Annotated in this window: 10 protein-coding genes; 3 read left to right on the top strand and 7 right to left on the bottom strand. The window is 70.2% G+C overall.

Translation table 11 applies throughout. The annotated features are described in order from the left end of the window. Positions 1 to 99: 99 nt before the first annotated feature. Entirely contained in the window at positions 100 to 1,311 is a 1,212-nt protein-coding gene (locus tag KME66_RS07760; RefSeq protein WP_216329143.1) for a glycoside hydrolase family 64 protein, read from the bottom strand. Positions 1,312 to 1,698: 387 nt separating this feature from the next. On the opposite strand from KME66_RS07760, the gene KME66_RS07755 reads away from it, so the two are divergent. The 3 genes from KME66_RS07755 to KME66_RS07745 all read left to right on the top strand — a co-directional run bounded on the left by KME66_RS07755 (position 1,699) and on the right by KME66_RS07745 (position 7,687). Continuing rightward, entirely contained in the window at positions 1,699 to 5,571 is a 3,873-nt protein-coding gene (locus tag KME66_RS07755; RefSeq protein ID WP_216320416.1) for an endo-alpha-N-acetylgalactosaminidase family protein, read from the top strand. A gap of 263 nt (positions 5,572 to 5,834) precedes the next feature. Next, positions 5,835 to 7,418: an acyl-CoA carboxylase subunit beta gene (locus KME66_RS07750; RefSeq protein WP_216320414.1), complete on the top strand. Its 1,584-nt coding sequence runs from the start codon at positions 5,835 to 5,837 to the stop codon at positions 7,416 to 7,418. A 65-nt stretch (positions 7,419 to 7,483) separates the two neighbouring features. Then, positions 7,484 to 7,687: an acyl-CoA carboxylase subunit epsilon gene (locus KME66_RS07745; protein ID WP_073213985.1), complete on the top strand. Its 204-nt coding sequence runs from the start codon at positions 7,484 to 7,486 to the stop codon at positions 7,685 to 7,687. Positions 7,688 to 7,823: 136 nt separating this feature from the next. Here KME66_RS07745 and KME66_RS07740 read toward each other — a convergent pair whose 3' ends face one another. From KME66_RS07740 to KME66_RS07715, 6 genes are all read right to left on the bottom strand, one after another. Continuing rightward, positions 7,824 to 8,405: an ATP/GTP-binding protein gene (locus KME66_RS07740; RefSeq protein WP_014048542.1), complete on the bottom strand. Its 582-nt coding sequence runs from the start codon at positions 8,403 to 8,405 to the stop codon at positions 7,824 to 7,826. Beyond that, entirely contained in the window at positions 8,386 to 9,030 is a 645-nt protein-coding gene (locus KME66_RS07735) for a DUF742 domain-containing protein (RefSeq protein WP_073213982.1), read from the bottom strand. Before KME66_RS07735 ends, KME66_RS07740 begins: the two co-directional genes overlap by 20 nt. 90 nt (positions 9,031 to 9,120) lie before the next feature. Next, the gene (locus KME66_RS07730) at positions 9,121 to 9,534 is read right to left on the bottom strand and encodes a roadblock/LC7 domain-containing protein (RefSeq protein WP_006127847.1); all 414 of its coding nucleotides are present in this window, start codon (positions 9,532 to 9,534) and stop codon (positions 9,121 to 9,123) included. A gap of 10 nt (positions 9,535 to 9,544) precedes the next feature. Next, positions 9,545 to 12,769: a nitrate- and nitrite sensing domain-containing protein gene (locus KME66_RS07725; RefSeq protein ID WP_216320411.1), complete on the bottom strand. Its 3,225-nt coding sequence runs from the start codon at positions 12,767 to 12,769 to the stop codon at positions 9,545 to 9,547. A 362-nt stretch (positions 12,770 to 13,131) separates the two neighbouring features. Next, positions 13,132 to 13,713: an ATP/GTP-binding protein gene (locus tag KME66_RS07720; RefSeq protein WP_073213974.1), complete on the bottom strand. Its 582-nt coding sequence runs from the start codon at positions 13,711 to 13,713 to the stop codon at positions 13,132 to 13,134. Further along, positions 13,694 to 14,101 (bottom strand): DUF742 domain-containing protein, encoded by a 408-nt coding sequence (locus KME66_RS07715; protein WP_003966010.1) that lies wholly within the window; start codon positions 14,099 to 14,101, stop codon positions 13,694 to 13,696. Before KME66_RS07715 ends, KME66_RS07720 begins: the two co-directional genes overlap by 20 nt. Positions 14,102 to 14,188 lie beyond the last annotated feature (87 nt).

The raw sequence follows: 14,188 nt of genomic DNA, 5'->3' as shown, positions 1-14,188 counted from the left end.
TGAGTTATCGGCTCCCTGTGGCGGTGAAGGGCTCCGGAGCCGGCGTGCGCGTGCCCCCGCCGGACGGGCGGGGGCACGCGCGGACCTGGCGGACGGGTCTCAGGAGCCCACGCTCACCGTGAAGCGGCGCGGGTTCCCGTCGTGCGCCGCGCCCGAGACGTCCGGCTCACCGTCCGGGAGCACGTCGTCGTACGGGAACGCGTAGCCGATCGGGCTGTTCGCGTGGACCACCCGGGACCAGTGGTTGGTGACCGCGGTCCGGTAGTAGTCCGCCGCCGTCGTGCCGTTCGGCTGGCTCGGGTGGCTCAGCATGATCGAACGGTTGAAGCCCGCCGCCAGCCGGGCCAGGATCGCCTTCTTGTCGTCGGAGTCGCCCGGGTCGTTGGTGAACGGCCCGTGGTTGCAGGTGAAGACGTCCTTCGTCTCCGGCCTGGTGAAGGTGTGGCCCCCCTCGAAGGTCAGGACGTCCCCGCTGACCCGGCCCGCCCGTGTGCCCCGGCCGCCCTGGAGGTCGATACGCAGGTCCTCGGAGCGGTACTTCTCCCACACCTCGTCGATCTGCGCCTCGAACAGGCCCCGGAACGGCATCTCGTCCGGCCGGTCGAAGAAGGGGGCCATGATGTTCTGCGGCGAGACGACCCGCAGCACCCTGCCGTCGTCGCCGCGCGTGATCAGCTGGTCCCAGGGCTGTCCGTCGGCCGCCGCCTGGGCGGTGAGGTCCTCCGCGATCCGCTCCACCGCGCCCTCCGGGTGCGGGGCCACGGTGTGGGTGCCGTCCCCCTCCAGCGTGATGCCGATCGGCAGTGCGGTGATCAGGTCCACGTAGCTGATGTTGGAGTACAGCTGCTCGGTGTTGAAGGTGAACTCGGCGAACGCCCAGGTCCGCCCGTAGTTCGGGTCCGTCGGCGTCGCGAAGGCCGGCTCCACCAGGGACGGGCCCGGGTTGAGGAAGAAGTCCAGCTTGTCGTCACGGACGAAGTAGACCCGCGCCCCGTACATCTGCGGCAGGGTCAGGACGACCGGGCCGGCTCCCGCGCCCTTGAGCGGGATGGCGCAGTCGACGGGCAGCGGGGTCTGCGGGGCGCCGGGGGAGTCGGGGCGGTACAGGCCGCCGTCCGGCTTCAGCAGCGCCCAGCGGTCGGTCCCCAGCTCGCGGCCGGTGACGTACGCGTGCACGGTGCCCGGCAACGACGTGTTCTCCAGGGCCAGTTCACAGGTCGCCGGAGCCGCCGACGCGCGGGGGCTCAGTGCGGTGCCCCAGGCGGGGTACGTCAGCGCCGCGGCCGATGCGGCGGCGCCGGTCAGGAACATTCGGCGTGAAATCACGAGGGAACTCCCGAGATGGTGGGGGGCGCAGGCGGGGGGTGGGGGGTGCTGCGGGGAGGATCGGGAACCGTGGGGGCGCCTGCGGTGCGCACCACTCTCGCGAGGCCGGGCACGGCCGTCAACACATGTGACTGAGAGCGCTCTCATAATGTCGGAGTCTTCACAACTCGACGCATCGAAAGGGTACTTGGCGGAACCGAGCGGGCGCGTACGGTGACCGGAGAGGGCCACTCCCGGCCAAGAGGTGAACGGGGCCGTGAGCCCGACCGCCCGCCTTCGACTTGGACTAACGCACCGGGGTTGTTGGACGGAGTCGGCCCCCGGGCCCGAAGTTCGTTGACGGTGTCCGGACACGAGGACTACTCAAGGGCCATGTCGCCAAGATTCCCTCGCCCCGGCCTGGTCGCCGCGGCCTCCGCAGCCGTTTTGGCGCTCGTGGGGGCAGCCCTCCCCGCCGCGGCCGCCGCTCCCTCACCCTCCGACCCGGCCGCAGCGGCGGAGGCGGACGGAACCGCCGTGATCCGGTCCGCCCGGCTCGCCGTCGCCGTCGCCGACGACTTCCCGCGCGTCCTGTCGTACACCGACCGGGCGAGCGGCAAGCGCCTGCTCGGCTCCACCCGGCCGGTCACCGCCGTCACCCTCAACGGGACCGCCCACCCGGTGAAGCTCAAGCGCGCACCGAAGGTCACCGGCTCCGCAGCCCGCTACACCCTCGTCTTCGCCTCCCTGCCGGGCGTCGAGATCGACGCCTCGCTCACCGTCTCCGGGCGGGCGACCACCTTCAAGGTGACCGCCGTCCGCGACACGCCCGCCTTCCGGGTCGGGACCATCGACATCCCCGGGCACGACCTGATCTCCGTCGGGTCCACCGAGCCCGGTGCCGCCACCGCGTTCACGACGCTCGACCCGGACTCCACCCGCACCGCCGACGTCTTCGCCGAGGTCACCGGGGAGACCAAGCCCGACTCCGCTCCCGTCGGGGCCAGTTACGCGATCCTCAACACCGGCTCGCTCGCCGCGGCCATCGAGTCCAACTCCTCGTACGACAAGCCCTCCGGGACCACCGGCGGCGACGACGCCCGCTTCTGGCACCAGGCGCGCGCCGAGGAGGGCGGCGGCGTCCGCGTCGCCGCCTGGTCCGGCCAGTGGACCTACCGGGGCGAGGGCGCGCCCCAGCCCGAGAGCGGCGACCACCTGCCCTGGGCCAAGGTCGTCGTCACCCCGGACGCCAACGGGGACCAGGCCGTCGACTGGCAGGACGGGGCGATCGCCTTCCGCTCCATCGGCGTCACCGCGCCCGGCAGCGAGGACACCGCGAAGCGGGTCGTCACCCACATCCCGTTCAACTTCGCCAGCCAGGCCACCCACCCCTTCCTGCGCACCCTGGACGACGTCAAGCGGATCTCGAAGGCCACCGACGGCCTCGGCCAGCTCGCCGTCCTCAAGGGGTACGGCTCCGAGGGCCACGACTCGGCCCACCCGGACTACGGCGGCAACTACAACAAGCGCGCGGGCGGGCTCAAGGACCTGAACACCCTGCTCAAGGAAGGCGGGAAGTGGGGCGCGGACTTCGGCGTCCACGTCAACGCCACCGAGTCCTACCCGGAGGCCAAGGCCTTCTCCGAGCAGCTCGTCGACAAGGCCAGGCCCGGCTGGAACTGGCTCAACCAGAGCTACTACATCGACCAGCGCCGCGACATCAACAGCGGCGATCTGGCCGAGCGTTTCCAGCAGCTGCGCGACGAGACCGACGAGAACCTCGACTTCCTCTACATCGACGTCTACTACAGCCACGGCTGGATCGCCGACAAGACGATCCAGGCCGTGCAGAAGCAGGGCTGGACCGTCGGCACCGAGTGGGCCGACAAGTTCGAACGCGCCTCGCTCTGGTCGCACTGGGCCAACGACCTCAACTACGGAGGCGCCACCAACAAGGGCCTCAACTCGCAGATCATCCGGTTCATCCGCAACGGCGAGAAGGACGTCTGGAACGACCATCCCGTCCTCGGCCAGAGCGCCCTGGAGGAGTTCGAGGGCTGGACCGGCGAGACCGACTGGAACGCCTTCACCGCCAACATCTGGCAGAAGAACCTCCCCGCCAAGTACCTCCAGCAGCAGCGGATCACCCGCTGGGACGGCAACGACATCACCTTCACCGGCGGGGTGCGCGGCACGGTCGAGGACGGTGAGCGGACCTTCTACGAGCGGGGCCGCAAGGTGCTCAGCGGCACCGACTACCTGCTCCCCTGGGACGGCGGCAGGAAGCTCTACCACTACAGCCAGAACGGCGGGACCAGCACCTGGGAGGTGCCCGGCAGGGGCGCGTACACGCTCTACAAGCTGACCGACAACGGCCGCGAGAAGGTCTCCACCGTCCGCCCCTCCGGCGGCAGGATCACGCTCACCGCCACCGCCGGACAGGCGTACGTCCTCTACCCCGGCCGGGCCCCGAAGGACACCTCGGCCCACTGGGGCAAGGGGACCGGGCTCGCCGACCCGGGCTTCAACGACCAGCACCTGAAGGGCTGGACGACGACCGGCACCGCCGTCCGCGACACCGACGGCCGGGGTCGCAACAGCGCCGAACTCTCCGGCACGTCCACCGCCGCGCTCTCCCAGACCGTCACCGGCCTCCGGCCCGGCGAGCGCTACACCGCATCCGCCCTGATCGAGGTCGAGCCCGGCAGGAGCCGCCGCACCACCCTGAGCGCCGGCGGGAAGTCGGTCGCCGTCGAGCGCTCCACCGCCAAGGACCAGGTCGCCGCGTCCGACTGGCACGGCACCTTCTTCCAGCGCGCCAAGGTCAACTTCACCGCCCCCGCGAACGGCCGCACCACCCTGCGCATCGAGGCGGCGGCGGGCAGCACGGCGAAGGTCCGCGCCGATGACGTACGGATCGTCGCGAACGCCCCCGCCACCCGGCCCGGCACCGTGGCCCACGAGGACTTCGAGGCCGTCGACCAGGGCTGGGGCCCCTTCCTCAAGGGCGACGCGGGCGGCTCGACCGACCCCCGCACCCACATCTCCCAGCTGAACGACCCGTACACCCAGTCCGGCTGGAACGGGAAGCTCATCGACGACGTGCTCGGCGGGAAGGAGTCCCTGAAGTCCCACGAGGAGAACACCGGGCTCGTCTACCGCACCGCGCCCTGGACCGTCCCGATGCGGGACGGCCACCGGTACCGCGTCGAGTTCGCCTACCAGTCCAGCCACGCCGGGGCCTACAGCTGGGTCGAGGGCTACGACCGGCTCGCCGGCGGCAAGGCCGCCTCGACCGAGACCCGGGCCACCCCGATCGGGCAGCAGCGCACCACCGGACGGTTCAGCCGGACCCTGACCGCGGGCTGCGGCGACACCTGGACCGGGCTGCGCAAGCTCCCGGGAGCACCCGAGGGCGCGGACTTCGTGCTCGACAACTTCACCGTCACGGACCTCGGCCCCGCCCCGGCGGGCGAGGAGGCCGTCTGCGGCACCCTCGGGGTGGCCGCCGACGCGGAGACCCTGGAGCCGGGAGCTCCGAACACCGTGAAGGCGACCTTCGGCAACGACGAGACGAGCGCCGCCACGGGGGTGAAGCTCGCACTGGCCGTGCCCGAGGGGTGGCAGGCCGAGCCGGCGGGCCCGGTCGCCTTCGACTCGGTCGCCCCGGGCGCGAAGGTCACCGGCAGCTGGCGGGTCACCCCTCCGGTGGACGCCCCCTACACCGCGTACACGCTGGAGGCGGAGGCCACGTACACCGTCGGGGGCGCCGGCCGTACGCTCGGCGCGAAGACCTCCGTCCGCACGCTTCCGCCGCCGCCCACGAAGGACAGCTGGGCGAGCGACCTCGACTGGACCGCCTCCCAGAACGGCTGGGGGCCGGTCGAGCGCGACCGGTCCAACGGGGAGACCGGGACCGGGGACGGCGGGCCCCTGACGATCGGCGGCGTCGTCCACGACAAGGGCCTGGGTACGCACGCCCCGGCGAAGATCCGCTACTACCTGGGCGGGAAGTGCACCTCCTTCACCGCCGACGTGGGGGTGGACGACGTCCAGACGACCCGGGGCAGCGTGCGGTTCTCGGTCACCGCCGACGGTACGCAGAAGGCGGCGTCGCCCGTACTGGGGGCGGCCGACCCCGCCTGGAAGCTCACCGCCGACGTCACCGGCGCGGCGTACGTCGAGCTGGTCGTCCAGGACGGCGGCGACGGCAACGGCAACGACCACGCGGACTGGGGCAGCGCCCGCTTCCACTGCGGAGGCTGACCTCCGCTCGGAGCACTTCCCGGGGCGCGGCGAACGACGGGGGACCGTACTGCGCCATACTGAGGGGGCCTTCGGGCCCCCTCACGGGCGTGTGGCCCACCCCACACCCTTCACTTGTGGAGTCTCCACAACCGGAGTCGGCGTTTCGCTGGTGGATCGCGCGCACGGCCGTATGGTTCTGTTCACTCCCACCACGAAACCGGGCAGGAGACTGTACGGAGTCGACGGCGAGTTTTCTGGGTCGGGGTTCGTAGGGTCGATGCATGACCGTTGTGGACGAAACCCAGGGTGAGCCGACCGACGCCCGTGGCCGGGTGGCCGAACTGCTGGCCCTGCGCGAGCAGGCGCGGCGCGGACCGAGCGAGAAGGCGACCGAGGCGCAGCATGCCAAGGGGAAGCTGACCGCGCGGGAGCGGATCGGGCTGCTGCTGGACGAGGGTTCGTTCAAGGAGGTCGAGCAGTTGCGCCGGCACCGGGCCACCGGGTTCGGTCTGGAGGCGAAGAAGCCCTACACCGATGGTGTGATCACGGGCTGGGGCACGGTCGAGGGCCGGACGGTCTTCGTGTACGCGCACGACTTCCGGATCTTCGGCGGGGCGCTGGGCGAGGCCCACGCGACGAAGATCCACAAGATCATGGACATGGCCATCTCGGCGGGCGCTCCGCTGGTGTCGCTGAACGACGGCGCCGGCGCCCGTATCCAGGAGGGCGTTTCCGCTCTGGCCGGGTACGGGGGCATCTTCCAGCGCAACACGCGTGCTTCGGGTGTGATCCCGCAGATCAGCGTGATGCTCGGCCCGTGCGCCGGCGGCGCCGCGTACAGTCCGGCGCTGACGGACTTCGTGTTCATGGTCCGTGATACCTCGCAGATGTTCATCACCGGCCCGGACGTCGTCAAGGCGGTCACCGGTGAGGAGATCACCCAGAACGGCCTGGGCGGCGCGGACGTGCACGCGGAGACCTCGGGCGTGGCGCACTTCGCGTATGACGACGAGGAGACCTGCATCGCCGAGGTCCGCTACCTCATCGGGATGCTCCCCTCCAACAACCGCGAGAACCCCCCGGCCGCTCCCAGCGACGACCCCGCCGACCGGCGCGGCGACGTCCTGCTGGACCTGGTCCCGGCCGACGGGAACCGCCCCTACGACATGCACAAGGTGATCGAGGAACTCGTCGACGACGGCGACTACCTGGAGATCCACGAGCGCTGGGCCCGCAACATCGTCTGCGCCCTGGCCCGGATGGACGGGCAGGTCGTGGGGATCGTGGCGAACCAGCCGCAGTCGCTGGCCGGTGTCCTGGACATCGAGGCGTCGGAGAAGGCCGCCCGCTTCGTGCAGATGTGCGACGCGTTCAACATCCCGATCATCACCCTGCTGGACGTTCCCGGCTTCCTGCCGGGCGTCGACCAGGAGCACGGTGGGATCATCCGCCACGGCGCCAAGCTCCTGTACGCCTACTGCAACGCCACCGTGCCGCGGATCAGCCTGATCCTGCGCAAGGCCTACGGAGGTGCGTACATCGTCATGGACTCCCAGTCCATCGGGGCCGACCTGACCTACGCCTGGCCCACCAACGAGATCGCGGTGATGGGCGCCGAGGGCGCCGCCAACGTCATCTTCCGCAGGCAGATCGCGGAGGCCGAGGACCCCGAGGCCATGCGGACCCGCATGGTCAAGGAGTACAAGGCGGAGCTGATGCATCCCTATTACGCGGCCGAGCGCGGCCTCGTCGACGACGTCATCGACCCCGCCGAGACCCGCGAGGTGCTCATCGCCTCGCTCGCCATGCTCCGCACCAAGCACGCCGACCTGCCGTCCCGCAAGCACGGCAACCCGCCGCAGTAGTCGCGCGGCGGCGCGATCCGCCGCCCGGTCCACGACAGCCTGCCGAGAAGACGGAGACACCCACCATGAGCCTCACCCCCGCCGAGTCCGTCCTGCGCGTCGAGAAGGGCCACGCGGCCCCCGAGGAGCTGGCGGCCATCACCGCCGTCCTGATGGCCCGTGCCGCCGCCCAGCCGGCCGCCCCCGCCCGCCGTGGCCGTGACACCGCCGGCTGGCGCCGCCTGGAGCGCACGCCGGGCTTCCGCGCCCCGCACAGCTGGCAGGGCTGACCGGCCCGGCCGGACGGTACGCGAAGGGCCCCGCACTCCCGAGGAGTGCGGGGCCCTTCGCGTACCGTCCGGCCGGCGGTGTGCCGGGGGTGCGCGCCGGTCGGGGCCGGACAGGCCCCGTCCGACGCGACACCTTCTAGCGCAGGCGTGCCATCAGGGCGTGCTCGACCAGCGTGATGAGCGCGCTCTTGGCGTCGGCGCGGTGGCGGGCGTCCGTCGTCAGGATCGGGGTGTCCGGTCCGATCTGGAGTGCTTCGCGGACCTCGTCGGGGGTGTAGGGCTGGTGTCCGTCGAAGCCGTTGAGGGCGATGACGAAGGGGAGGCCGCTGTTCTCGAAGTAGTCGACCGCGGGGAAGCAGTCGGCGAGTCGGCGGGTGTCGACGAGGACGACGGCGCCGATGGCTCCGCGGACCAGGTCGTCCCACATGAACCAGAAGCGGTCCTGTCCGGGCGTGCCGAAGAGGTACAGGATCAGGTCCTGGTCGAGCGTGATACGTCCGAAGTCCATGGCCACCGTGGTGGTGGTCTTGTCCCCGGTGTGGGTCAGATCGTCGATGCCCGCCGAGGCGGACGTCATCACGGCTTCGGTGCGCAGCGGGTTGATCTCCGAGACGGCACCGACAAACGTGGTCTTACCCACGCCGAAGCCCCCTGCCACCACGATCTTCGCCGAGGTAGTGGAGCGGGCCGCTCCGCCGCTAGAGCTTGCGAAGTCCACTGAGCACCCTTTCGAGCAGTGTCACATCTGGCTGGCCGCCGGCGGCCTCGTCGCCGCCGGGCTGATGGATAGCGACGAGTCCGGCCTCGGCCAGGTCGGCGACGAGGATCCGGGCAACGCCGAGGGGGATCGAGAGAAGGGCCGAGATCTCGGCCACCGACTTGATCTCGATGCAGAGCCGGCAGATCCGCTGATGCTCGGGCAACTGCCCTTGCAGCCGGGCCGGATCGGCCGTCGTGCTGACCAGCGCCTCGATGGCGAGCTGGTAACGCGGTCGGGTCCGGCCGCCGGTCATGGCGTACGGACGGACCAGCGGGTTGTGCGCGGCAGGCTTCGCGGGCTCGGGGGCCCGCCGCTGCTGCACCGGCTGAACGCGCGGCTGCTGGGAGGTGTCGTACCGCTGCTGCGGTTGCTGCGGCCACCCCGAACCCGGCTGCTGCTGGGGCCACTCGGGCCCCGGGCCGCCGGAAGCGCCCTGCTGCCGGTGCTCCTGCTGCTGATATGGCTGATACTGCCCGGGTCCCTGGCCACCGGGGGCGGCGGGGAAACCGAAACGGTTGTCACCGTGCTCACCCGGAACCCTCTGGTCACCGTTGTATGAGTGCCCGCCTGTGGGTGCTGCCACGTTTCCTCCTCCGACTACCGGTCGCCGATCCCAGTGGGGCCGCGCCACCGCACTTTATGGTGCGGTGGCGAGAAACGCACTGTCTGTCTACTAGTTAAGAAGACTTCCCTGGAGTTCGGCGCGAAGGTCCGGAGTCAGGACACTGCCCGCACGGTCCACCAGAAGGGCCATTTCGTACCCAACCAGACCGATATCGGCGTCCGGGTGGGCCAGAACGGCGAGCGAGGATCCGTCGGAGATGGACATGATGAAGAGGAATCCCCTCTCCATCTCCACAACAGTCTGATTCACGGCGCCGCCCTCGAAGATCCGCGAGGCGCCCGCGGTCAGCGACGTCAGACCGGAGGCGACGGCCGCCAGCTGGTCGGCGCGGTCGCGCGGGAAACCTTCGGACATCGCCAGCAGGAGTCCGTCGGCGGAGACCACCACCGTGTGCGACACCCCGGGGGTGTTGTCCACGAAATTGGTGATCAACCAGTTGAGATTCTGCGCCGCCTGGCTCATCGGGCTCACACTAACGCTCCTGGTTGTAGGTAGTACTGGTGTCCGAACCCGCGCTGCGTCCCCGCTGGATCCCCCGCCGCAGGTTGCTCAACCTGCCGCGGACGTCCTCGGGGGCGCGGGAGACCTGTGGGCCGCCCTGCTGGGTCTGCTCCGCCGTGCCCTCGACCAGGTTGGCCTTGGGTACGCGCCGGGGGAGACCGGAGGGGGTGATTCCGCCCGCCTTCGGCTCACGGAGCTTCTCGGCCCGCTCCCAGCGCTCGTCGTTCGTCGAGCGCCAGTCGTCGGAGCCGTCCCCGTCCGTCTGCGGGTCCTGCCGCTGTTCCTGCTGCGGGCGGGACCGCTGCGCCGGAGCGGGCTGGTCGTTACCGCGGCCGCCGGGGCCGGGCTGCCAGTGCTGCTGACCGCCGCGGCGCGGCAGACCGGCTTCGGTCAGCGCGTGGCCGACGTTCGGGGTGGGCCCCGGACGGTCGAAGCCTACGCGCTCCGAGGGCTCTGCGGGCGTGCTCGGAACAGATTCCGCTTCGGCCTGAGCGATCGGCTCATAACCATTCTGGAAACCGCTCTGAACAGGCCAGTCATCCTGGTGGGACGGGTCCGTCGAGGCCGTGTACGCGTCGGCGTACTGATCCTGCCGGGTGTCCGGAACGGCATATGCCGATTCCGGGTAGCCCTCCTGCGGCCGCTGCGCCTGCTGGTCCTGCTGCGGGTAGCCGTCCCCGGTGCCGTACTGCTGCTGCTCGTACGACCCCTGGTACGGCTGCTGTCCGTACGGGTCCTGGCCGTACTGCTCTTCGGCGTAGCCCTGCTGCGCGTGCTGCCGGTCGTCGTACGAGGGGCTCGCGTACGACTCCGGTGCGTAGCCCTGCTGGTCCCGGTTGCCGTCCGCGAAGGGGGCGCCGGCGCCCGTCTGGGCCTCCAGGGCCGCCTTGCGCTCCTCGCGCATCAGCGAACGGTTGACCGGGTCCAGCTGACTCGGATCCGCCGGGGTCTCGTAACGCGAGTCGTCGAAGCCGAGCTCCGCCGCCGTGCGCATCGGGGCCTGCTGCGGAGCCGCGTCGAAGGCCGACTGCTGCTCGGGGATGATCGAGGAGACGGTGAAGTCGTCCTGGCCGCCCTGCTGTTCGCCACCGCCACCGTGGGTGATGACGTCCGGCAGCATGATCAGCGAGGTGGTCCCCGCCTGCTCGCCCGACGGGCGCAGCTGCACCCGGATCCCGTGCCGGTCGGCCAGCCGGCCGACCACGAACAGGCCCATGCGCTGGGACACCGCGGCGTCCACGGTCGGCGGGTTGGCCAGCTTGTGGTTGATGTCGGCGAAGTCCTCGGCGGTGAGGCCGATGCCCTTGTCGTGGATCTCGATCATGACCCGGCCGTCGGGCAGGCGGGTCGCGGTGACCTTCACCTTGGTCTGCGGCGAGGAGAACGTGGTGGCGTTCTCCAGCAGCTCGGCGAGCAGGTGCACGAGGTCGGTGACGGCCCGGCCGTGGATCTCGGCCTCGGGGACGCCGGAGAGCTCGATGCGCTCGTAGGACTCCACCTCGGAGGAGGCGGCCCGCAGGACGTCCACCAGCGGCACCGGCTGGTCCCAGCGCCGTCCGGGCTCCTCGCCCGCGAGGACGAGGAGGTTCTCGCCGTTGCGGCGCATACGGGTCGCCAGGTGGTCCAGCTTGAAGAGGCTCTCCAGCTGGTCCGGGTCGGCCTCGTTGTTCTCCAGGTCGGTGATGAGGGTCAGCTGGCCCTCGATGAGCGACTGGTTGCGGCGCGAGAGGTTCGTGAAGATCGCGTTGACGTTGCCCCGGAGCATGGCCTGCTCAGCGGCGAGCCGGACGGCCTCGCGGTGCACCTGGTCGAAGGCGCGGGCGACCTCGCCGATCTCGTCCTGCGTGGTGATCGGGATCGGCTGCACCCGGGTGTCGACCCGGCCCGGGTCGGTGCGCGAGAGCTGGTCGACGAGGGAGGGCAGACGCTGCTCGGCGATGCCGAAGGCGGCGGTACGCAGCTGGCGCATCGAGCGGCTCATCTGGCGGGCCATGATCCCGGCCAGGAGGAACGCGGCCAGCAGGGCGATGACGACGATGAGGCCGTTGACGATGGCGTCGGTCTTGGCTTCGGAGGAGATCTTCGCCGCCTCGTCCACGGCCTTGCTGACCAGCTCGTCCTCGACGGTGGCGTACCCCTCGAACTTCGCGGTCGCCGCGGCCATCCAGGTCGCGGGCGTGATGCCCTTCTCCGCCAGCTCCGAGGGGTCCTGCCCCTTGCCGATCTCCCGGGCCATGCCGTCGAAGACCGAGCCGTCGATGCTCGGCGGCGCCACGAAGGGCTCGCCCGCGGCCTCGGCCTGCTCCTTGGCCGCCTTCAGCTGCTTGGCGCCCTCGGCGGCCTTGCCGGCCATGACCTGCTTGAGGCGGTCGACGTCGGCCTCGGTACCACCGGAGTTGAACTCGCCCAGCGCGATCTGCTCCAGGTAGTTGTACGAACCGAAGGCCTTGACCTGGTCGTTGTAGGTGGCGGGCTTCTTGCTCGGGCGCACCAGAAGGTGCATGCCGATCGAGCGCTGAAGCGATTCTGCAGCCTTGGAGAGCTCGATCGCGTAGACGGTGCGGCCGTAGCTGGTGATGTTGCCGGTACCGAGGCCGAGCTCGTTGGAGAACTCCATCAGCGAGTGCTGGACCTGGACGTAGCCTTCTTCGGTCTTCACCGGGTCCAGGGCCTGCGAGTAGGCGGCCTTGCGCAGCTCCGGAAGCTTGGGTTCCTCGCCCTTGAAGAGCTTCAGACGGCGTTCCAGGCCGGGCTTGGACGGCATGTCCTTCACCGCGGCGTCGAACTTCTGCGCGGCCTCGTCCGTGGTGGCCCGGGTCTGCTCGACCACATCGGCGTCACGGTCGCCCGAGAGCAGCGGCTCGGCGGTGAGGTCCCGCTCGTTCAGCAGCGCCTGGCCGTAGTCGGACGCGGCGCGCACGACGACGGCGATCTTCTCGGCCTCCTGGGCCTCGCCCCAGGTGTCGATGGAGCCCTTCACCTGGAAGCCGCCCATGACCAGGCCGACGAGCACCGGGATCAGGAGGATCGCGTTCAGCCGGGTGGCCACCCGCCAGTTGCGCGGGGCCAGCCGGCTGGTACTGCCGCCCGGGGACTCCGCGTCGGACACATCCGCAGGGGACGCCGCAGCGCGCGGCGGCGGGGTGAAGTTGCCCCGCTCGGGCTGCGCCGCGGAGCCCTCGTTGCTTCGCCTCACTCGACCAACAACCTCTCGGCGTCGGCACCTACGTTGTGCCGGATTATTTCGTTCAGGGCCGTACTACTGGGGAGTTCGTCGAATTGCAGCACGGCGACCGGTCCCGTTCCAAACACTCGGAATCATCGATTCCGAGTGGCCCAGACCTCAGATAAATCGGGCATAAAGAGCGAGCCCCGTCAAAAGGCGGGGCTCATGTGAGCGCAGTGGCACCGACTGGATGCATCGGGTGGCGGTGCGGAGTCAATTCTCTGTCGAAACGTTATGAACGCGGGGGCGGATCGTGTCAAACGACACAGGCCGCCCCCGCGTGACTACGGCAACTTCCGTATGCCGATATCGACTTGTGCCTGGTGGGAGGACTACTTCAGGCGTGCCATCAGGGCGTGCTCGACCAGTGTGATCAAGCCGCTCTTGGCGTCGGCGCGGTGGCGCGCGTCCGTCGTGATGATGGGTGCGTCGGGTCCGATCTGGAGTGCTTCGCGGACCTCGTCGGGGGTGTAGGGCTGGTGTCCGTCGAAGCCGTTGAGGGCGATGACGAAGGGGAGGCCGCTGTTCTCGAAGTAGTCGACCGCGGGGAAGCAGTCGGCGAGTCGGCGGGTGTCGACGAGGACGACGGCGCCGATGGCTCCGCGGACCAGGTCGTCCCACATGAACCAGAAGCGGTCCTGTCCGGGCGTGCCGAAGAGGTACAGGATCAGGTCCTGGTCGAGCGTGATACGTCCGAAGTCCATGGCCACCGTGGTGGTGGTCTTGTCCCCGGTGTGGGTCAGATCGTCGATGCCCGCCGAGGCGGACGTCATCACGGCTTCGGTGCGCAGCGGGTTGATCTCCGACACGGCCCCGACGAACGTGGTCTTGCCCACGCCGAAGCCGCCCGCCACCACGATCTTCGCCGAGGTGGTGGCGCGGCCCGTACCGCCGTTAGAGCTTGCGAAGTCCACTGAGCACCCTTTCGAGCAGTGTCACATCCGGCGCGCCGCCGGCCTCTCCGTTGCCCGGCTGGTGGATGGCCACCATGCCGGCTTCCGCCAGGTCCGCCACCAGGATCCGGGCGACGCCGAGCGGCATCGACAGCAGCGCCGACACCTCCGCCACCGACTTGACCTCACGGCAGAGGTGGCAGATCCGCTGGTGCTCGGGGAGCAGGGTCCCCAGATGAGCGGGGTCTGCCGTCGTGCTGACCAGAGCCTCTATCGCGAGCTGGTAGCGCGGCCGGGTCCGGCCGCCGGTCATGGCGTAGGGGCGAACCAGCGGCTGGTCGCCTTCCCCGTCGTACGACGCGTGGTGCAGTGCGCCGTACGGATCGGGTGAGGCGGGTGGCGGGGTCATGAATCCTCCGGGCGTGACAGCAGGTTCTCGGCTTGCCGTCTGCAAGGGGCCGGTGAGGGGACTAAAGCGGCCTGTCGGGTGAGGGTT

Origin of the sequence: Streptomyces sp. YPW6 (genome assembly GCF_018866325.1) — a bacterium.
Taxonomy (GTDB): domain Bacteria; phylum Actinomycetota; class Actinomycetes; order Streptomycetales; family Streptomycetaceae; genus Streptomyces.
Note: the sequence above shows the minus strand (reverse complement) of the source record. Positions and strands in the feature narration are given on the sequence as shown.